Here is a 21,900-nt window from a genome sequence, read left to right as displayed (position 1 = left end):
AAGCTACAGACCCGTAAGTGGCAGGACAACAGCGGTCAGGATCGCTACACCACCGAAGTGGTGGTCAATGGCATCAATACCCAGTTCCAGATGCTGGACGGTCAGAACCCGCAGCCTGCCCAGTACCAGCAGGCACCACAGCAACCTCAGCAGCGGCCGGCCAACCACCCGGCACAACAGGCACCGCAGAACAACCAGTACCAGCAAGCCCGTAACGGTCAGCAGCCTGCCACCCAGCAGGGTTATGACGAATATGACCAGAACATCCCATTTTGACCCAGGAGGCAAGGATGCCAAAACTATCCATCAATGATCTGCGCGTTGCACTGACTGCCGATGACACGGCCCAAACCGATCCTGATGACAAGGCTTCACTGCTTCGTCTAAAACGGGACAGCATTCGGGCACACAACCTTGCCAATGAAATGATGGCTTCATTAGCAGATCAGAGTATCTGCAAGGGCTGCATGATGGGCGCAGCTCTGGACACCCTTTCGGCTCTGACAACACCGTTCGATGCCTCCGAACAGGAGAAAGAAAATCAGGAGCATCTGATTGTCGCCTTTCTCATTCAGGAAGCCCTCGAAAAGCACCGGTTAAAAAGTGAAAACTCGTTTGAACGCTACGTAAATATTCAGTCAACCACCCACTGATCAAGGACGAGACATGATTACTGAAAGCACCCCATTGGATCGCCATCCACGGAAGAAACGTCTGAAGCTGACCCAGCGCCGGGCAAAGTTCAAGGCCCAGAAAGTCGCCCGTCGCCTGAACCGGAGGTAGGGATGCCACAGCTTAACCAGACGGAAACCATAGACAGGCTCTTTCTGGAGCTGAGCCAGGTCACCAACGCCTTCACCGGCCGCGAGCTGGCTCTGGCCAGAGCCATCGAACGAGCTTTCATTGCGGGACTGGGCATCGGCAATGCCCCTGGCTTCTCCATGTTTGACTCAACAGAGCAATGGGAAAAATACCGTGACCTGATACTGACCGACTTCAAGCCCATCATCGAGACGGCCAGTCTCCAGTAACAAAACCAACATTAAAAAAAGGCAAATGTTATGGAACAACAAGCTCAATTTGACACCGAAATCACTACCCTGGATCAGGCTGAATTGGTCATCCGCAGAAAAGGCATTGTTCTGAATGAAATGGTTGAGGGCGAGAACTTGCTGCAAATTTGCGGCCTCACCATCACCAATCCCAAGCAGCAATTAGACCGACAGATTGCAAAACATGGATTTATTGATGGTAAGGACTTTCAAACATCAATGTTTAAAAGTGGAGGACGAACTAAAACCGTTTATAACTTCAGCGTTAATGCTGCCAACCATGTACTTCTTGCCACGATGACTCCAGAGGGCAAGCAAGCTCGACAGGATGCCATTAACGACCGTCAACAAAACCCTGAACCTGTTATTGATAAATTACCAACACCCTCCCCGCACCAACTGCTGGAGCTCCACATGGACGCCAGCCTCAAAGCCATCACCTTTGCCAGAGAGTTCGGCCTTGACGGTAACCAGGCCATGCTGGCGGCAGATCGCATGGTCAAGAAACGCCTCGACTTTTCCCCACTGGAAGAAATGGGTCACCCCGCCCTGATCGCCCCGGTCAAAGCCCCGCTTTACACGGTTACCGAGCTGGGCAAACTGTCCGATCCGGTCTTCTCAGCCGTCAATATGAACCTGCACCTTCACGACCACGGATTACAGGTCAGGGTGGGTGATCAATGGACACCTACCGAAAAGGGCAAGCCGTTCTGCGAAATGCTCGACGTGGGCAAGCATCACGGTGACGGTACCCCCGTCAAGCAACTGAAGTGGTACGCCTCCGTACTGCCAACGCTCACCAAACCATGGCGGCGCTACATCACGCCAAAACCGGCAGAAAAGACACCAGCGCCAGAACCAAAGCCCACACCGCCAACCGTTGCAGAGGATCAACCTGACACCGGGAAACCCGTCATCACCCGACAGCATAAAAGTCGCCGAAGCAGTGACCGAATGCGGGGCCGCTACGGCCTGCCGGATCACTTCTCCATCTATGAACTAGCCGACGAGCTGGAGCTGCAAAAAGGCTACATAGAGGACGTACTGAAAAAGCACCGCATCATTAAATGGAAGCCCATGAAGCACAGCGGCAAATTCGTCCTGACCGACACTGGCTGGCACTACGGAAAAATGTATGACCCGTCAACAAAGCAGTTCCGTGAGAAGGGTAAGCGGGTGATGACCACCCAATGCCAGCCTGTCTTTGGCTACGACATTTTGAAGTTTTTTATGTAGGGGTAGGGATATGGAACAGAAAAAGCTAATGCGGGTGACTGATATACTTCGGGAATACCATCTCTCGAAATCGACCTTTTACAAAATCATCCGTAATGGTGAGTTTCCTGAGCCGGTATCATTGGGTAAAGGCATTCAAAAATTATACCGCCGCAGTGATGTTGAAGCATTTTTTGGCTGCTGACAGGCATGCCCATTCATGCATTTATAAACGGCGCAATAGTATCCAGGTAAATACGTTGCGCCGCCCTTCTTTCCTCAAAATGATCATCCGTATTGTAAACATCATCCACTCCCTTTTTCCTGTGCCCAAGACACGCTTCTGCCACTTCATAGGATATTTTGTTCTTGGACATAAACGTCCTTCCTGTACGCCGCAGGGAGTGTGGAGCCCATACCTTGATATGATTTAACTTCCCCTTTTTGTACTGATACTCAACCCAATTACGCAAGGTATTGGGGCATACCCCACCATCATCCACTGCAAATACATAGTCACTGTCTGGATAAAATTCATTGGCTTCTTTTATCCATCCAACTACCTCTGGTTCTAGTGGGATTAGCTCATGAATCCATTTTTTTGTATTCCTTAAAAAATCAGGAGTTCTCCAACACCCCTTATTCAAATCAACATCACTCATTTTCATGGCAACCAACTCTCTAACCCGTAAGGTTAATGCCGTTTTTACCGCCAGCATCAAATAGTTCCTACGGTTATAAAGACGTTGATTTCTGAAATGTTCAAAGACGGCTTCTAGTTCATCCATCGACAGTGTACGAGTGTTTTTAGAGATATGAGTACTGGCATCCTTGCTTTCAAAGCCAAAACTCGGATTTTTCTCTGTCAGTCTCAACCGGTTTGCCAATTTATAGACCCGCTGGATCACGCTCAGCACCTTCTTGCCCGTGGTTTTTATTCCAGCCTTGCGTATTTGGTTAAGCTTTCTCTCAATAACAATAGGTTGTATGGCATCTAACTTCATGGGACCGAAATCAGTTTCAAGATAAGTTCTATAAGCCGAGTCATAGCTTTCACTCACCCCTTTTTCTTTAAGAAGCTCATAGGCTTCGCCGAATGTTTCAATCACCTCAAAAGTACCAGAAACGGCCAGACTGTCCTGTATAGCTGACAACCGTGCCCTGGCTTCCGACAGCGTTAAAAACTTATAGTCCCCAACCTTTACATCCTTACGCTTACCATCAATAAAGACCCTTCCATACCAAGTGCTTCTTTTTTTCCCCACAGAAAGAAGCAAGTTCTTACCGCAACTGTGCATACCTGGCATTTTTTAATAATGCCTTGACCTGTTGAGCGTTTTTCATTGATGACTACCGTTGTTATTTTTCGAGTGTTGTAAAATTTTCTTTTTCCTCAAAACAGTATTTTTTTTACAACGATTTCACAACACTTTACAACACACCAACCCCATCCAAGAAATACACATACGTACCAGTACGAACATACTAATAAATATAAATGACTGATTTAAAAACAGAAAAAGACAAAAAAAACCAATTACAAACTCTTTACAAAAGTGAACGGGAATTATAACGAAACTGACCCGTTTGTATGCAAGCAAACCATCAGAGTACCGGAAAATGCCAGATCCAGGGCAGAAATAGCAAAGCTGGAGAATAAAAAAAGGGAAGACAGAGCTTCCCTTTATAACATGGCTATTTTTATGGAACTTAAATCAACCCAGTGATGGGCCTGCTGCTACCAGAGCCTTGCCTTCTTCGTTATCAGTAAACTTAACAAAGTTGGTAATAAAGCGATCCGCCAGGTCATGAGCCTTACGTTCCCACTCGGCTGGATCTTCATAAGTATCCTGAGGGTTCAGAATACTGTCATCAACACCAGCAACACTTTGTGGTACATGCAATCCGAAGAAAGGCAGAGTTTTGGTTTCTGCTTTATCAATAGAACCATCCAGAATGGCATCAATGATTGCCCGGGTTGCCTTGATGGAGATACGCTTGCCAGTACCGTTCCATCCAGTATTCACCAGGTAAGCGGTAGCACCATGAGCTTCCATTTTCTTAACCAGTTCTTCTGCGTACTTGGTTGGGTGCAGGGACAGGAATGCGGCACCGAAGCAGGAAGAGAAGGTTGGTGTTGGCTCGGTGATCCCACGCTCAGTACCCGCCAATTTCGCAGTAAAGCCGGAGAGGAAGTGGTATTTGGTCTGCTCAGGAGTCAGGCAGGAGACTGGAGGTAAAACACCAAACGCATCGGCAGTCAGGAAGATCACTTTCTTGGCGTGACCAGCCTTGGAAACCGGCTTAACAATATTATCAATATGGTACAGGGGATAAGAAACCCGGGTATTCTCGGTTTTTGAGCCATCATCAAAGTCAATTTTACCCTGAGCATCAACGGTTACGTTTTCCAGCAACGCATCTCGACGAATGGCATGGAAAATCTCAGGCTCATTTTCTTCCCTCAGACTAATTGTCTTGGCATAACAACCACCTTCAAAGTTGAAAACACCATCATCATCCCAGCCGTGTTCATCATCACCAATCAAAGCACGCTTTGGATCTGCAGAGAGTGTGGTTTTACCGGTTCCGGACAGACCAAAGAAAATTGCTGTATCCCCCTGTTCACCCACATTGGCAGAACAGTGCATAGACGCCATGCCCCTGAGCGGCAGAAGGTAGTTCATGATGGAGAACATTCCTTTCTTCATTTCACCGCCATACCAGGTACCACCGATTACCTGAATCCGCTCCGTCAGGTTGAATGCCACAAAGTTTTCAGAGTTCAGACCATGCTCCTGCCATTTTGGATTGGTGCACTTTGCACCATTCATCACAATAAAGTCAGGTTCAAAGCCCACCAGCTCATCTTCGCTGGGCCGGATGAACATATTTTTCACGAAGTGAGCCTGCCATGCCACTTCGGTCACAAAGCGCACGCTCAAACGTGTTTCAGGATTAGCACCACAGAAACCGTCAATAATAAACAGGCGCTTGCCGGACAATTGATTGGTTACCAGTGATTTAAGATCTGCCCAGACGTCTTCAGTAATGGGCTTATTGTCATTTTTCCCCTGATCAGACCACCAGATGGTATCCCGGGTCGTGTCGTCCTTAACGATGTATTTATCCTTCGGAGAACGGCCAGTGAAGATACCGGTATCTACCGACACGGCCCCCATTTCAGTAACTATCCCTTTTTCATAGCCTTCCAGTTCCGGCCGGGTCTCCTCTTCAAACAGAGTGTCATAAGAGGGGTTGTAAACCACATCAAGGACATCCTTGATTCCGACTGCAGCCAGAGCTTCCTTTACGTTTACATGGGCCATGCAAAGTTCTCCTAAGGCAATACGCTCAACTTAACGTTTCATGTTGTTAGATTATGATAATTCTTGTGGCGCGCTATGATAGGGTATTGAACCTATTATTTAAATATAACTCTGAAATTACAGGTTATAGAGCCCTCTTTTCACGCCTGATAGTTAACTGAGTCTGGTAAAAGACGTTAAACCTTTGTCAGCTTGAAAGTGTTGCCCCGCGTCAAACTTATCATCAGTCACTGGAAGAAAACACAAGTGCACACTCTCATCATTATCTCTGGCTAATGAACTCATAAAGAGCCGGTAAAATCCAGCACCAGACAACAAAAACAAGCAAGAAAAAACAAAATAAAACAGCATTTGACCATTTAGTCAGGAATTCAACTAAATTCCCGACTAAACAAGAAGAAGAGGAACCTAAAAGCCTTAATGAGTTTGTGGTTTTTCGTTAAAGATTGAATCTAGATCATTTTTACCAAAAACATATTGGTGATTACAGAACTGGCAGTCCATAGCAACCTGACCTTCTTCTTCAATAATTGACTCGATTTCTTTTCGATCCAGAGTACTGATGATTTTTGCACTTCTTTCCTGAGAACAGGTGCAGACGAAACGAACCGGCTCTTTTTCAAAAATACGAACCGTTTCTTCATGAAACAGCCTGATCAGCAGTGTTTCATGATCCAGATCCAGCAGCTCAGCGTCCTGAATGGTGTCAGCCAGCGCCGTCATGCGATTCCAGGATTCAGCGCGAATGTCCTCAGAAAGCTCAGCACTGGCAGGCAAAGCCTGCAGCAGAAAACCGCCACAGGTTCGACCATCACAAGCCAGCCACAACCGGGTTTGCAGCTGCACAGACTGAGTAAAATAATCTTCAAGGCTTGCGGAAAGCGTTTCCTTTTCCAGGGGAACAATACCCTGGTAACGCTTCCCTTTGACCGGGTCCACAGTAATCAACAGGCTTGCTTTACCCAGAAGTTCCTGAAGTGTTCCCTCAGCAAGATCATCTTTGAATTGCGCAACGGCTCTGAAAGACTTCTGGTCTGTGCATTCCACCATTAGCAGCGTTAATGGCCCGTCGCCTCTGGCCTGAAGGGTCAGCAGCCCTTCAAACTTCAGTGTGGTGCTCAACAAGACGGCAGAAGCCACCAGTTCCCCCAGAAGACGCCTGACAACTTCGGGATAATCATGGGCAGCCAGGGCATCAACATAGCTATTGTTAAGGGAAACGATTTCACCGCGAATATCAGTATTTTCAAAGATAAAGCGCTGCACTGCGTTATCAGTTCTGCTCATGGGCAACATTCCGTTCCGGGCTTATCAAAAAACTGACGGCATCATGAAAACTACCGACCAAATACAGGCAAGCCACTGATTTGCAAAGAAACATAAAATAGGAAACAGCGTATTATATTACGATTCGATCAAAAACACTCCGCCATGTTTATAGCTTGTCTCTCTAAAGTACTGTTTGGCTATACTCAAATGATGTTAGCTTGACCAGGGAAAGGACATGCCAGATCCAACAGGCAGTAACAATGTACAGCAGAAAATTCTTCAACCTCCATCCTCTGAACTGCCAATCAAGGACAAAGAGCCATTAAAAGAATCTGTCCGCAAACAAACGGACTCTGGGGGTAATACTCAACAAAACTCCCAATCATTAGATCAAAGAGGCATTGAAAACGCTGAAGCAGCTTCTCACGTCAGCACAAAGAAAACTGAGATTGAAAGCCTTGAAGATCAGCACATTAAGCATTGCGATCGTCTGGCAGACTTACAAGGTAAGCAAGAAATAACATTCAGGCTGACAGAAATTCAAAAATTCATGAATAACCCTGGTAGCTTTGATGCGTCTACATGTGGATTCGAAATCAAGTATGTATCCAGTTCTGGCAAAGTAGAAACATTAATCCCACCTGAAAAAGGAATGAGTGAAGACCGAAAAAAGCTATTGATAAGTACGCTGTCATCCAGAATTGGCAAAATAAAGGAATCGTTTGTTGATAATGGTCAAGACCAAGTCTTGGGCAAAGCCATTGAAGACGAGAAAAATCAAGCAGAACATACTGCACGCGAGTTAAGAGAAAAGGCACCTAATTCCAAAGCTCTGAAGTATAAATCGCCAAATAGCGGGCTATACGAAATCACTGCTGATTTGTCAGACTGGCCACCTTCATCTTCATTTTCTCCCTCTGCATCTCCCTCTGCATCTCCCTCTGCATCTCCCTCTGCATCTCCCTCTGCATCTCCTTCAGAAACTGAAGTGGATGGTCAATTTGTATTCGTCAAATCTCCCAATCGCCAGTCTGAGAGAAATCATCACGAAAGACCAGCGGCTATTCCAAGAACGACTTCTAAACCCGTTGATCAACAGCCTGAAACAACAAGTGAGGATGGACAGAGCAAGCACAAGTTCCCCCCCTCCCTATTAGCTGATTTGACAAAGGCAAGACAACAACGAGATATAGATACAGACCCAACCATAATCCCAGCACACACTGATACAACACAGCCTTTACCCAGGCCGGCTGTTCCTGACATGGAAACAGAAAGAACACCGCCAAGAATGGATATAAGACCTGAAACCTTAAAGGCTCAAGGGGAGCCTGATGAGCAAATGCAGGAGGGGCTGCCAATCTCCCCTAGTATGAACGCTTCTTTTATGACAACAGAGTCTATCACCAGTGAGAGAAAGGATCAGGAAGAAAGCCCTGGAAGCCCAGTTCCTGAAGAACCGGTCGTGCGCCCACCAGCAGCGCCAAATACCGCGGGCTTAGCGACTTCATTACCAGCAACGATGCAGGATAGCCTTTCGCCACAACAGGTGGATATGGTAATTGATACCGATGTCAACGAGCGAAGACCATTTGATGAGAGTGCTGTACAACGCCTTACTGAAGCCAATAAACCGCATAAGCCATACAAAGTAAATAATGAACTAGCAGCACCCGATGATAAAGACATCTATGCTTACAATGTTAATCCGAAGGATATAATAGAAGATGATGGCTTGGGTCGCCTACACATGCGCATTGAGGGAGCAGGCGCCAACGACTATGCCCATAGATTTAAGCTTGGCCTCGCCAGACAATTCGACAATTACCTTCACGATAATGAAAAAACCTCTTTGGAAGGCATTACAGACACTCAAATTTTCAATATCTTACATAACGCCTTCTCACTTGAGGAGGAGCAAGCAGATATAGCAATAGATTTCACAATAGTACTCGATATTAATGGCACGGACTGGCTGGTGAACCGTAAACACTCAGGGGACATAAGAACACTCTATGTCCCCTATGGTGCATCCAAGGACAGCCTTGAGGAGCTGCAAGCAGACAATACTGACACCAATGTCGCCACCCGGTTAGCACAAGCAATGTCTGAAAAAGATCAATCTGAGCCACGGGATGTGGAGCAAGCTAGGCGGCATTGTGCAATATCTAAATTACCAGAAAGACCTGAAGAACCTTGTTTTTTGGTCCTCCAGGGAACCGGATCGGATGGATTGGTAGAGACTGAGAAGTTATTAGCGATCGTCAATGCCGAAGAACCTCCAGGGGAAGCAGAGGAAGAGGAGATCCACAACCAGTTTTACAAAGATTTGCTCGACAGACTCACTGGGGAATTGGATCAAAAGGCTAATGGCAGGATTGTGGCTTTATCGTTCTAAACTGTAGCAATCAGGATCTAATCTAACATTAAATGATCGATTACCGCATCTCTCATCATGTCAGATTAGATCGCTACCTATACAATTTAATCATCCAGCTGCCAGCTTTTCGGGATAGTAAATTCAATATTTTCAAGTAGTCTACCCACTGCCGCCAGAACGCGGTAACGCGCATACGTTTCCTGATATATGGCTGCAGTTAAACTATTGCTTGACTGAAATAATTCATTTTCACTGTCTAGCAAGTCCAGCAGAGTCCGCTTACCAATATTAAATTGCTCTCTGTACGCCGCAACCGTCTCCCGGCTGGCATCTTCATGAAGTAATAAGTACTCACGTTGTGCGCCAATAAACTGAAGAGCAGCCCAGGCGATGCGCATTCTTTCTTCTACATCTCTCATAACCTTGGCTTTTTGGGATCGCCGCTCTTCTGCCTGATGGGCGCTCTCCATCAAGCGAGCTCTATCACCGCCGCCCCGGAACAAGTTGTAGCGAAGCCTCACCATGGCGACCGTATCATCATAATCACCCAGCTGACCATCCGCATTACTCTTCCAACTTTGGTCTACCTCAGCATCCAGCGATGGAAGATAACTGCTTTTACGGGAAGAGTATGCGTATTCTGATGATTCAACATCCAGTTCAGCAGCTTTTACACTAGGGTGATCCTGCCTGCCTTTTTTAATCGCATTTTGCAAATCTTCCGGCAAATCAAGATGCTCAAAACCAGGAAACTCCAAATCACCGGGACTGTCCCCAACCAATGCACGGTACTCACTTTCAGCATCCATCAGGTTATTTTTGGCATTAATGAGATTCGCATTCGCTCTTGCCCGCCGACCCTCTACCTGAATCAAATCAGAGCTTCGAGCAACCCCTTGACTGGCTCGGCGCTCAATCTGATCAAAGATTTCGTGATGAATTTCCAGGTTTTCTTCTGCCAACTCAACCAAATCACGGCGCTCAAGCACCTTGAGATAGACATTAATAACCTGTAAAGCCAAGTCTTCCAGTGTTGAGTAAAGCCTCCAATGCTCAGCCTCAGCACCTTTACGGGCTCCCTTAACGTTATACCAGGTATTAAAACCCGCAAAAAGATTCTGTTTTAGAGAAAATGAAGCCTCTTTACGAGTGTATTTTTCCCCATCGGTATCTGGACTGGTATCCTTTTTCTGCCCACCAATACCCGCCGCAATATCAAGCGTTGGCCAGAAATCAGATGCTGCGGCATCAATATTCTTCTGCTCAGCCTTTAGGCGGCTAAGCGCAACTTTTGCCTGAGGGTTTGAACGCAGAGCCTGGCCTAAAGCTTCTTCCAGAGACTCAGCTGAAACTTCTGTATTCCATGCTAACAGGCCAGAGAACGTACTGATCAGCAGAAATTGAAAACGGTTCATGGAGGTCCCTGTATCTTCCGTGCTGGGATTTATTATCTAGATACATCGCCATGAATAGCCGGGACTTTATAGCTGGTTGGAAAAAACGTGACATGTAACCATCACGCTTCTGGTCAGCAATGACCAACTTATGATAAAAAAGCATAATAAGCGGTCCAGATATCCGGTTGAAACAGAATTAAGCCATTGAGAACGGATCGACAAGAAAGAATGGCAGCGAACTATTTTCGCTTCTTCTGTGGATTGCCAGGGGAAAAACATGCAAGGTGGCGGAAAAGACCTCAAGGTCATGATCATTGATGACAGCAAGACGATTCGTCGTACTGCTGAAACTCTTCTAACAAAAGCAGGTTGTCAGGTGGTTACTGCCACCGATGGCTTTGACGCATTGGCAAAAATCGCCGAGTCCAAACCAGACATCATCTTTGTCGATATCATGATGCCTCGTCTTGACGGCTATCAAACCTGTGCGCTGATTAAAAATAACAACGCATTTAAACAGATTCCTGTCATCATGCTATCGAGCAAGGACGGTCTCTTCGACCGTGCCAGAGGACGAATTGCAGGTTCAGATTATTATCTGACCAAGCCATTCAGTCGTGATGAACTATTCGGAACAATTCGGGATCACTGTCCTGATTATGCTCTGGCTGTTTAGACGAACTTGAATGGAAAGCCCTAACGGAGTCTCTAGCTGTGAGACCAAGAAGGGGTTCAGGAAATAATTTAAAGCAAGTAACCAAGTTTGGTGCGGCCCTGTAGAACTGCATTAGGCCAAAAGCACTGGGGGGATTTATGGCTAAGGTATTGATTGTTGACGACTCACCAACCGAACTGTACCAACTGAGCGCAATGCTCGAGAAACATGGTCATACCGTATTGACGGCTGACAATGGTGCCGATGGTGTCGCCCTCTGTCGGGAAGAACAGCCTGATGCCGTATTAATGGATATCGTCATGCCAGGCCTGAACGGTTTTCAAGCAACCCGTCAGCTCTCTAAAGATGGGAGCACAGGACACATTCCCGTCATTATTGTAACCACAAAAGATCAGGAAACTGATCGTGTCTGGGGCATGCGACAGGGAGCCAGAAACTATCTGACCAAGCCCATTAAGGAAAACCTGCTACTGGAAACTCTTAACGAAGTCCTGAGTGATGCTGCCGCCTGAATCAGGTCTACCTACCCGGGAAAACAGAGCTATCTCGCATTCGTCACTTTGAACTGTTAAGGGAACAATGAAGGAAAGGAGTACTATGACCAACTCCAGTCATCCGTTCGACTACCTGGAGACACTTGAGCAGAGTGCTTCCCTGTACAGCGCTCAAATCCCTGTAGAGCAAACTGACCTGAGCTATTGGCAGGGTGTCAGCTTTTTACTGGATGGTCAGCATTTTATGGTTCAGGTTGGATCAATATCTGAAATTCTTCCAGTTCCCCTGACAACTCCATTGCCTGGCGTTCACCGATGGGTCAGGGGGTTAGCGAATGTCCGGGGACGTCTGATACCCGTTGTCAGCCTGGGTGACTTCCTGAAAAGTAACCAGGCCAGTTATGTTTCCAGTAAACCAAATCAAAACAACCGGATTCTCGTCATCGAGAAAAAAGACATTTCCGTTGGCCTTATCGTTGATGAAGTAAAGGGTATGCAGCAGTTTACAGCCAGCAGCCACTCAGATGAGATACCGGCATCAATTCCGGAAAATGTTCACCCATTTACCCAGGGCTCATATTTCAAAGATCAACACTATGTCGTATTCAGTGTTGAGGGACTCGTTACCAACGAGCGTTTTCTAAAAGCCGCCAGCGAATAAACAGGATTTTGATTTCAAATTAGAAATCGGGGAATAAACCATGAAAGGCAATCAAGCGAAAAGGGGACAGGGAAGCAAGGCTAACAGAGCCACGATCGCTTCGATCACAATGCTGGTGCTGTCCCTGTCAGTGATGACGGGTGCATTTATCTACAATGACCAGCAATCCCAGCTGCTTCACACCCATGAAACCAACGCGGGTGAACTCCGGGTTCTTTCCCAGCAGATTGCCAAAAACGCCTCAGAAGCGGCCTCAGGTAAAGAAGAAGCCTTTCCCCTGCTGAAAGAAGCGACTTCAATGTTTGGCCAATATATTGGTGAATTGAACCGTGCCAAGCTTTCAGTTCTCCCCTTTATTGATACCTCCAATAGCGCTGCTGCCCAACAGATTGAAGCCTTGGACTCTGCATGGTCTGAAATGAAGGTAGAAGCCGACAGTATTCTCTCTGCACAGGATACCGTACTGTCTCTTCATGATGTTGCCACCACACTGAGTGAAACCATTCCCCAGCTGCAAATTGAGTACGACGAGGTAGTAGAAATCCTTCTTGAGAATAACGCTCCTTCTGACCAGATTGCCATGGCTCAGCGTCAGCCCTGGCTGGCAGAGCGTATTATCCGAAGCGTAGCCAAGGTTCTGGAAGGTGGTGAAGACTCCATTATGGCCGCTGATAGCTTTGGCCGAGATGCCAAACTTTTCGGTCGCGTACTGGATGGTATGTTGGAAGGCAATATTGCCATGCGTATCAGTCAAGTAACTGATGATGAAGCCATTGACCGCCTAATGGAGATTTCTGATCTGTTTGAATTCGTCGACGGCAGTGTTGATGAGATTCTGGAAACCTCGCCTGAGCTGTTCCAGGTGCGCGCCGCGTCCGATACTATCTTCACCGATTCACAACAACTGCTACAGCAGACCTCGGTACTGGCAGACACTCTATCCACTTCTACTGTTGAGCAGAAAACACTTGAGCTGGCCATCATGGTCTCCGGTGGACTTTCCCTCCTGTTTGTCCTGCTGACCGCAATGTCCATCATCATGGATACCCGCCGTCGTCTGGAAGAAACCAAAACCCAAAGTGCGGCAACCGAAGCACAGAACGCCGCCAACCAAAAAGCAATCCTGCGACTGCTTGATGAAATGGCGGACCTGGCAGATGGTGACTTGACCGTTAAAGCCAGTGTAACCGAAGACTTTACCGGAGCAATTGCAGACTCCATTAACTTCTCCATTGAGCAACTGCGCGCTCTGGTTAACACTATAAACCAGACAGCGGTTAAGGTTGATGCCGCCGCCCAGGAAACACAGGCAACTGCAAGATTGCTGGCCGAGGCTTCTGACCACCAGGCTCAGGAAATAGGGTCAACGACCCAGTCCGTGAACCAGATGGCGGAGTCTATTGATAAAGTCTCCAGTGAAGCCTCTGACTCGGCTGATGTTGCCGAGCGCTCTGTACAAATCGCTGCGAATGGGGGGTTGGTCGTACGGAATACAATCGATGGCATGACCACCATCCGGGAACAAATCCAGGATACCTCCAAGCGTCTTAAGCGGCTGGGTGAATCCTCTCAGGAGATCGGCGACATTATCTCGCTGATCAACGAAATCGCCGATCAGACCAACATTCTATCCCTGAACGCCGCTATCCAGGCCTCCATGGCTGGTGAAGCAGGCCGAGGCTTTGCCGTGGTTGCAGACGAGGTTCAACGTCTGGCAGAGCGTGTATCAGCAGCAACAAAGCAGGTAGAGGCCCTGGTATCTACCATCCAGACCGATACGAATGAGGCGGTCATCTCCATGGAACAAACCACATCTGAAGTGGTGCACGGGGCCCGTCTGGCACAGGATGCTGGTGTTGCGTTGGAAGAGATTGAGCAGGTATCCAACAGCCTGTCAGGTCTGATCCGGAACATTTCTGAAACAGCAAAAATTCAGGCACAGTCAGCCTCACAGATCTCCAACCGCATGGTGGCCATTCGGGATATTTCTATTCAAACCTCCTCAGGTACCAAGGCAACCGCTCAATCTATCGGTGACCTGGCCGGTATGGCAATGGAAATGCGTCAGTCGGTTACTGGTTTCAAACTGCCTGAAACCATAGAGTCCTGACACCGGAAAACTGACTCCGTAAGAGACGAGAGCATGAAAACAAGCATGATGCCCGCCGCTCAGGCGCTCTTGTTAAAAAGAGCGCTAACAACTGCGGGAATGATAGCTGGAAACGGGAGCCAGGCATGGTCGAACAGCGTGAATACATAGGTCTGGACTGGGTTATCGGAGAGATTGAGAACACCCTCACTGAAGCCCGTCAGGATCTTGAACAGTATGCTGATTCAACAGATGATGCTGTGCTTCTGGAGAATTGTCGTACAAAAATTCAGCAAGTTCACAGCACGCTGGAGATACTGAAACAGAAGGGAGCCCGGTTACTTACCCGGGAAATTCTGTTGTTATTAGATAGCCTGAAGTCAGCCACAGCTGATAACAATCAGGAGCAGCTGGTTGTACTGATTCAGGCGATGCTTCAACTGCCTGGCTATCTTGCCCATACATCCAGATCAGGCAAGGATACCCCCAGCCTGCTGAAAACCCTGCTCAGTGAAATGCGCCAATTACGTGGGCAGCGGGCTTTATCCGATATTGATTTTTTTACACCCAGCATCGTTCACACTATTGCACCGATCCCTGAAGTACAGCTGAACAAGCTACAGGCTAGTGGCTTTGCTGTTCTGGTACGCAAAATACGTCAAAAATATCAGCTATGTCTTGCCGGAGTTCTCCGGGACAGTCAGCGGGACCAGCAACTAACAGTCATTAGTAAAATATTTGCCAAGCTGCAAAACCTATGCTGGGACTCGCCGATCTCACCGCTATGGGATGCATGCACCGCATTTTCAGAGGGTCTCAAGGAAGGCTCAATTGCGATAGACAATCACGCCATCACAATCCTCAGAGAAATGGACAATGAGTTCAAGCATCTGGCCAATGAGGAAGCCAAACGACTGAACTCCCCTCCATCGGAAGAGATACTGAGAGAAATTCTTTATCGAATTGCCAAAGCAAATAGTGAGAATGCTCTCATCCTTTCGCTGAAGAGACGGTACTCTTTGGACAAAGCCCTGGATTCAGAGCCTCAGGATGTCAATCTGATCAGTTTTGATGCAGCAACTCCTGTGGTGAAAGCCATAAAGGAAGAACTAACTCATATAAAAGATGCACTGGATCTTTACCTGCTCAACCCTGAGGACAATAAATCCAGACTTAAGGATCAACTGGCCACCAGCCAGCAAATTTCTGACACATTATGCATGCTTGGCCTCGACCATTTGCAGAGAGTCATGCAGAAAGAGCATCGCAATCTGCAGATGATTCTTAGTGGTGAGCACTCGCCCGAGAAAGTTAACGATACCCTGATCAATACTGCAGCCCAGTTGCTGGAAGTGGAATCCGGGCTGAACCAATTCATGGGCATCAACCGCTCGGTCACCGGCCAGCCCTCTGTATCAGCACAGATCAATGATATTCACCAGACAGTAATTCATGAAGCCAGGGAAAACCTGGAACAAGCTAAAGGTGCTGTGGTGGACTACCTTGGCAGTCACCATAATCAGGAGTTCCTGGCCAAGTTGTTGCCCCTGATAAAAAGCATCCAGGGCGGTCTTGCCATCATTCCTCTGAACCGTGTTGCTGAGTTAATCAGTCGCTGTTCCAAGCACATTCAGCATCAGTGGCTGGATAAAAACCTCAAGCCTAGCCTTGATGAGCTGGAAGCACTGGCAGATACGTTATCCAGTATTGAATACTATCTGGAACAGTTGAGTGGCGGAGCTTCTGCCCATTCCGAAAAAACGCTGGATATCACTCAGGAAAGCCTCAATAAACTTGAATCGGCCTTTGACACAACAAAAGCAGAACCTGAAGCACCAGTTATCTCTTCCACCCCGGAGCTTAAGCCCAAGGCTAACCCGTTTGCTGTTCACCTGCTTTCTGATGAAGAGAGGGCTGCTCTGGAGCAAGAAGCGGCTGACAATGATGTTATTGAATTTCACTACGAAAAGCCCCTGTCGTCAGCTACCGGAGCTGTTGTTTCCAGTGAAAGGGAAGCAGACTATGGACCAACAATAGAGTTCACAACCAATAGTCTGAGCCCCTCTCAAGAAATTACCGAGAAACAGAGCACTCCTCTCTCCCCTTCTATCGATATCGTCGATATGGAGAGCCTGATTCCAGAAGCTATGTCTATTGAAAGCTTGGAAACAGTGAATGATGAGCCGGAACTGACTATTGATTTTTCTCTGGATGAAGAAGACCTGTCCGGCCTGCCAAGCCACTCTCCCAAAGAAAAGTTTTCATTTACGGAGACTTCAACACCTTCATCAGATAGCACCTTAACCATAAGTAGCTATGACATCACGGAGGATAAAGCACCGCCACACCACCCTTCCAAAGAGGGTACCCTCTCTTTAGAAGAGATCTCTAGTGTGTCTATGGATGAAGATAGTGACGAAGAACTCCATGAAATCTTCGTCGAAGAAGCAACAGAAGTTCAGCAGCAGCTCAAAGACCTATTTCCAGAATGGCTAAGTAATCTCAACGATACAGCCACGACCAATGAGATAAGAAGATCCTTTCATACCCTGAAGGGTAGCGGCCGTATGATTGGTGCTGATGTCATCGGTGAGCTCGCATGGTCAGTGGAAAACATGTTGAACAGCGTGATCGAAGGCAATATTAGTTCATCTGAGTCAATGGCTGAGCTAATCAATGAAATCATCTCCATGCTGCCTGAGCTGGTGAATGATTTTGCCAGAGACAGTCAGCAGCTAACCCCGGAAGTTCTGCTTTGCATGGAGAAAGCAGATGCCCTGGGCAAAGGAACCAACTTTGTCGTTGATCGTGAGGAGTTCGCAGAGTCTGATCAGCAAGAACCTGCAATGATGTTTGGCAACATTATAGAGGAAAGTGCCGAAGAAAATCTGGATAGCAACTTTAATGAACTGATAGAGCTTTCAGAAACTGAGGAAATAAGTGAACTCGTTACTGAAGAGCAAACCGCTGAGCTGAATACTGCATATGATCAACAGTTACTGGAAATTTTTGACAGTGAAGCAAGAAGCCATCTCAGTGTCGTAAAAGAGTTTATCGATAGCGCCCATCAATTTGGTGGTGATATCCAGATCACAGATACTGTCCAGCGAGCACTGCATACCCTCAAAGGCAGTGCATTTATGGCAGAAATTACGCCTCTTGCTGAGCTGATTGCCGCCATCGAAAAGACTATCAAGGAGTTCCGGGCACACCTGGTGCCTGCTGATAGCCAGGTCATCAGCATGCTGGAACAAGGGGTAGACCTGATTGAAGATGCATTGCAACAGCTTCAAACGGCACCCGACTCTCTGGAGCTGAAAGTTGATAGCTTCCTTAACTGGCTTAACGCTCTTCATAATCAACTGCTCAGCAACAGTTTGAAAGATGAGTCTGCTCCAGAGCATCCTCCAGAAAAACAGCCAACAGGCCAACAGGCAGCTCTTTTCCTTGCAAGTGACCTAGACCTGTTACTTGATGCCAGCAGCTACCTGAAAACATGGGTTAACAGAACTCCCCACGAAGAACTTGACCGGTTCAAGTTTGAACTGAAAGTTCTTGCGGAGAATGCTAATGAAGCAAGTTTGTCAGCTATCACAGAGCTCTGTGATGTGCTGCATGATGTCTGCATTTATCTAGAGACACATGAAACCAGGCTTCCCCAGCAGTTACTGCCGCCATTTACTGACGGCTTCGAAGCGCTGGTTGAAATGATGAACCAGGTGGCCTCACAGCAAACACCTGAGCCACCACAAGCTGTTTTCAGTGCTCTGCGTGAAGCGCTCGAGTCTTTACTGATTGAACAGGCACTGAGTGAAGCAGAGTCGTCTACAGAGCCAGACGACACTTTCGAAGAAAGCCCAGAGAATCATGACTTTGATGTACTTCTTGATTTCGAGGCAGAAGAAGAAACTGACTTATCCTTAGCTGAAGATAATCATTTCGAACCTAAAGTCCTTCAGTCTGAAGGTAATCCAGGCTCTTCAGAAAGTACACCTTTTGCTCATTTCATCGATGAGTCTGAGTCCGATCAGGAGCTGCGCAAGCTGTTTATAGAGGAGGCTTATGAGCTGCTTGAAGACTCAGCCCAGTCTCTGGAAAAATGGCTAAGCAATACGAGCGATATACAACCGGTTCATGAGCTTCAACGATGCCTTCACACCCTGAAAGGGGGAGCAATGATGGCAGAGCTTAATGAACTTGGAGAACTGAGCCATGCACTGGAAGATGTCTATGAATCCATTGCCAATGGCAGCTGTGAACCTGAAAGCGCACCTCTTGCGCTGATTCAGAAAACGCATGACTCCATAGAAACAACACTGAAAGAGCTTGGCAGCGGAAAGCCATCTCCTGATGCGCAACGCATGCTGGAAGAACTCAGGCAGTGGAAAAATAAGCTGAACTCCAGTTACTCAACAACGGAAGAGCTTGATGCTCTCCCGGACTACCTGGGGCATTCATCTCTAAGCAAACCTATCACTCATGAGTTGGATGAAGGTAAATGGGTAAATAACCTGTCAGTACTGTCAGTACCTGATCTACCGAAACAGGTGCCTGAGCAGATACTGGAACCCGTTTCTACCATCCGGGTAGCTCCTCAGACCACGACTGATGCTGAAGACACAACACTTCAGTCATCATCCAGTGAAATGGTCCGAATTCCCTCGGAGCTACTGGAAACCCTGATCAATCTTGCAGGAGAAACCAGCATCAGTCGCTCTCGCATTGAGCAGCAGACAGCAGATGCGACCAGAACGCTTGAAGAGATGAATCGAACCATTCTGAGGGTTCGTGAACAGCTGCGGCGACTGGATATAGAAACGCAGAGTCAGATCATCTCCCAGCACCAGGGTGATCTTGGTGACAATCCAGATTTTGACCCACTGGAAATGGACCAGTACTCAGAACTGTCACAGCTCTCTCACTCACTGGTTGAGTCCGCATCTGACCTTATGGATCTTCGAGAGGCCCTGCAGGAAAAAACCAGGGATACAGAAACCCTGCTCCAGCAACAGTCCAGAACTCAGATTGAGTTACAGGAACAGCTGATGAAAGCCCGGATGGTCTCTTTCAGCCGTCTGGTTCCCAGACTGCGCAAGATTGTCCGTCAGGTGTCTGATGATCTGAATAAACCCGTCGAGCTTCTGGTCACTAATGCCGAAGGTGAGATGGACAGGACCATGCTTGAGCGCATTCTTGCCCCTCTGGGACATATGCTCCGAAACGCTATTGGCCATGGCATCGAAGATTCATTAGAAGAGAGACAGAAGGCAGGAAAACCTGAAGAGGGCCAGATCTCTTTATCTATTCGTCGAGATGGTGCCGATGTTGTGGTTGAGCTGTCCGACGATGGTCGCGGCATTGATATCAACGCCGTAAAAGCTAAAGCTATTGAACAGAAGCTGATTGGCCCTGACGAGCCTATAACCGATCAGGAAGCCATCGAACTGATTATGAAGTCCGGGTTCAGTACCGCAACCCACGTGACCCAACTTTCAGGCCGTGGTGTCGGGCTGGATGTTGTGAATAACTCGGTTCGCCAACTGGGTGGCAGTATACAGGTTAAGTCTGAGGCCGGACTGGGAACACAGTTCTCCCTCAGGCTGCCATTTACGCTGTCCATTAACCGTGCGTTGATGGTGGAAGTAGGGAACAGCCTGTACGCACTCCCAATGCATGCCATTGATGGCATCTCCATGGTTTCATCAAAAATGCTGGCCGATTGTTACAGAAACAAGGCCCCGCTCGTCTATGGTAATGGCACAGAGCACCAGCTGATATACATGGGAGCACTTATCGGTACAGCCACTCCAAAAATAAGCGATGGCCAGTGCCCTGTAGTAATGGTGCAGAGGGGTAATGAGAATATTGCAGTTCAGGTTGATTCGATCGTGGGTAGCCGGGAAATCATTACCAAGAGCCTGGGTATTCAGTTCTCTGGTCTTGCAGGGGTAAACGGTGCAACCATTCTTGGTGATGGTCGAGTAGTGGTTATTCTCGATCCAGCTGCACTCTACCGCAAGCATCAGCTTTTCATTCAAGAAGCCAAACCCGCAGCCGTAGCAAGACATGAACTTGATAGCAGTGATCAGACCATCAGAGTACTTGTGGTAGACGACTCTGTTACCGTAAAAAAAGTCACCAGCCGACTGCTAACCCGCCAGGGATATGAAGTAATTTCTGCGCGAGATGGCGTAGAAGCCATGACGCGTCTCTCTGAGCAGAGGCCAGACATCATGCTGCTGGATATCGAAATGCCCCGTATGGATGGTTTTGAGGTAGCCAGTGCTGTCAGGAATGACTCTGAGCTTCAGGACCTGCCTATTATCATGATCACCTCAAGAACTGGCGAGAAACACCGTAACCGGGCCTTCAGTTTAGGTGTGAATGAGTACATAGGTAAACCTTTCCAGGAAGGCCCATTACTCGAAGCCATTGAAAAGCTGATTGCGGTTGAGACAGTCTGATTACGGAGCTTCTCAGGAAGCTCTTCTCTCAACAGCACAGTACCAGAATTAAGAGGAAACCATGTCCGGAAGCCACCAGCCTATCTCCTCCGTGCTGATGCCCATGCAGCAGCGTCCCCTGCTGATACCTTCGGCATGCATCGCCGGTATTCAGGACTACAGTCGCCCGGAACAAAACTACCCGGAAACAGAATGGTTGCTGGGTGATCTCAGCTGGCGGGGCATGAAAATCCCCGTTGTCTCCTTTGAAAGACTGAATAAGGGACGATTTGCAGAGTTCTCTGCCACCAACCGTATTGCAATTATGCACCGCACCGACAAAAACGATGACCTGTCATTCTATGCCATGGTAGTGCAAGGGGTTCCGCAACCATTAAAGCTGGTACGCGAAGAAGTGCGTAACTCGGCAGAGGAAAAAGGACCAATGGAGAAATACCGGGTTATTCTGAGAGATGTTCCAGCATCAATTCCGGATCTTTCTCTACTGGAACAGAAAATAAGCGAGGTGATTTCAGGCAATAAGCTTGAAACTGCTCATGAGACTGAAGAAATGTGTGAATAAGTGCTTTATTCTCCTCCTCCAGGCAAGATGATGAAACAAGTAACTTAATTCTCAGATTGCCTAAAGAAAAGGGAGCTCCAGGCTCCCTTTTTCAGACTGAATCAATTAAGACTGCTTGGAAGCAACATAATCATTCAGTTCTGCAACCTGAGCGGTCGCAACAAACTCTCCATCCATGAAGAAGCTGATACCAATCGCATTTTCTAAATCCTTAAGCTGCCGCCAACTATGCTTAGGCATCATTACCATGCATTATCTAGAACAGATGTCTCGTCGACCACAGCTACCCGAAGGTTTTAATGATGTTGATTT

Annotated in this window: 15 protein-coding genes and 1 pseudogene; 12 read left to right on the top strand and 4 right to left on the bottom strand. The window is 47.5% G+C overall.

Annotated features, from left to right (window positions below):
* The 5 genes and pseudogenes from AK963_RS14000 to AK963_RS31375 form a co-directional block, all read left to right on the top strand.
* A pseudogene (locus AK963_RS14000) lies at positions 1-276 on the top strand (single-stranded DNA-binding protein); the annotation flags it as partial.
* A gap of 14 nt (positions 277-290) precedes the next feature.
* Positions 291-653 carry a hypothetical protein gene (locus AK963_RS13995; RefSeq protein ID WP_066016077.1) on the top strand — a complete coding sequence of 121 codons (363 nt, stop codon included), beginning with the start codon at positions 291-293 and terminating at the stop codon, positions 651-653.
* Positions 654-785: 132 nt separating this feature from the next.
* Positions 786-1,031 carry a hypothetical protein gene (locus AK963_RS13990; protein WP_066016076.1) on the top strand — a complete coding sequence of 82 codons (246 nt, stop codon included), beginning with the start codon at positions 786-788 and terminating at the stop codon, positions 1,029-1,031.
* Between the two features lie 30 nt (positions 1,032-1,061).
* The gene (locus AK963_RS13985; RefSeq protein ID WP_066016075.1) at positions 1,062-2,288 is read left to right on the top strand and encodes a hypothetical protein; all 1,227 of its coding nucleotides are present in this window, start codon (positions 1,062-1,064) and stop codon (positions 2,286-2,288) included.
* Between the two features lie 10 nt (positions 2,289-2,298).
* Entirely contained in the window at positions 2,299-2,472 is a 174-nt protein-coding gene (locus tag AK963_RS31375) for a helix-turn-helix transcriptional regulator (RefSeq protein WP_083232646.1), read from the top strand.
* A 13-nt stretch (positions 2,473-2,485) separates the two neighbouring features.
* Here AK963_RS31375 and AK963_RS13980 read toward each other — a convergent pair whose 3' ends face one another.
* The 3 genes from AK963_RS13980 to hslO all read right to left on the bottom strand — a co-directional run bounded on the left by AK963_RS13980 (position 2,486) and on the right by hslO (position 6,883).
* Entirely contained in the window at positions 2,486-3,574 is a 1,089-nt protein-coding gene (locus tag AK963_RS13980; protein ID WP_066016074.1) for a tyrosine-type recombinase/integrase, read from the bottom strand.
* A gap of 408 nt (positions 3,575-3,982) precedes the next feature.
* Positions 3,983-5,596: a phosphoenolpyruvate carboxykinase (ATP) gene (pckA, locus tag AK963_RS13975; RefSeq protein ID WP_066016073.1), complete on the bottom strand. Its 1,614-nt coding sequence runs from the start codon at positions 5,594-5,596 to the stop codon at positions 3,983-3,985.
* Positions 5,597-6,013: 417 nt separating this feature from the next.
* Positions 6,014-6,883: an Hsp33 family molecular chaperone HslO gene (gene hslO, locus AK963_RS13970; RefSeq protein ID WP_066016072.1), complete on the bottom strand. Its 870-nt coding sequence runs from the start codon at positions 6,881-6,883 to the stop codon at positions 6,014-6,016.
* 217 nt (positions 6,884-7,100) lie between these two features.
* Between hslO and AK963_RS13965 the strand changes: the two genes are divergently transcribed.
* Positions 7,101-9,263, top strand: a complete 2,163-nt coding sequence (locus AK963_RS13965; protein WP_066016071.1) for a hypothetical protein — start codon at positions 7,101-7,103, stop codon at positions 9,261-9,263.
* Positions 9,264-9,349: 86 nt separating this feature from the next.
* Here AK963_RS13965 and AK963_RS13960 read toward each other — a convergent pair whose 3' ends face one another.
* Positions 9,350-10,660: a TolC family outer membrane protein gene (locus AK963_RS13960; protein WP_083232645.1), complete on the bottom strand. Its 1,311-nt coding sequence runs from the start codon at positions 10,658-10,660 to the stop codon at positions 9,350-9,352.
* Between the two features lie 259 nt (positions 10,661-10,919).
* Here AK963_RS13960 and pilG point away from each other — a divergent pair, with 259 nt between their 5' ends.
* The 6 genes from pilG (at position 10,920) to AK963_RS13930 (ending at position 21,588) form a co-directional block, all read left to right on the top strand.
* Positions 10,920-11,318 (top strand): twitching motility response regulator PilG, encoded by a 399-nt coding sequence (pilG, locus tag AK963_RS13955; RefSeq protein ID WP_066016070.1) that lies wholly within the window; start codon positions 10,920-10,922, stop codon positions 11,316-11,318.
* A gap of 137 nt (positions 11,319-11,455) precedes the next feature.
* Complete coding sequence (gene pilH / locus AK963_RS13950; protein WP_066016069.1) at positions 11,456-11,830, top strand: twitching motility response regulator PilH; 375 nt, start codon at positions 11,456-11,458, stop codon at positions 11,828-11,830.
* Between the two features lie 85 nt (positions 11,831-11,915).
* Complete coding sequence (locus AK963_RS13945) at positions 11,916-12,473, top strand: chemotaxis protein CheW (RefSeq protein WP_066016068.1); 558 nt, start codon at positions 11,916-11,918, stop codon at positions 12,471-12,473.
* Between the two features lie 133 nt (positions 12,474-12,606).
* Positions 12,607-14,583 carry a methyl-accepting chemotaxis protein gene (locus AK963_RS13940; RefSeq protein WP_420795611.1) on the top strand — a complete coding sequence of 659 codons (1,977 nt, stop codon included), beginning with the start codon at positions 12,607-12,609 and terminating at the stop codon, positions 14,581-14,583.
* 125 nt (positions 14,584-14,708) lie between these two features.
* On the top strand, positions 14,709-21,026 hold the full coding sequence (locus AK963_RS13935; protein ID WP_066016066.1) for a hybrid sensor histidine kinase/response regulator: 6,318 nt from the start codon (positions 14,709-14,711) through the stop codon (positions 21,024-21,026).
* Positions 21,027-21,087: 61 nt separating this feature from the next.
* Positions 21,088-21,588 carry a chemotaxis protein CheW gene (locus AK963_RS13930; protein WP_066016065.1) on the top strand — a complete coding sequence of 167 codons (501 nt, stop codon included), beginning with the start codon at positions 21,088-21,090 and terminating at the stop codon, positions 21,586-21,588.
* The last annotated feature ends 312 nt before the right edge of the window (positions 21,589-21,900 follow it).

The sequence above is a fragment of the Endozoicomonas atrinae genome, from assembly GCF_001647025.1.
Classification (GTDB): Bacteria; Pseudomonadota; Gammaproteobacteria; order Pseudomonadales; family Endozoicomonadaceae; genus Endozoicomonas; species Endozoicomonas atrinae.
The sequence above is the reverse complement of the archived record's forward strand: the minus strand, read 5'-3'. Positions and strand labels throughout refer to the sequence as shown.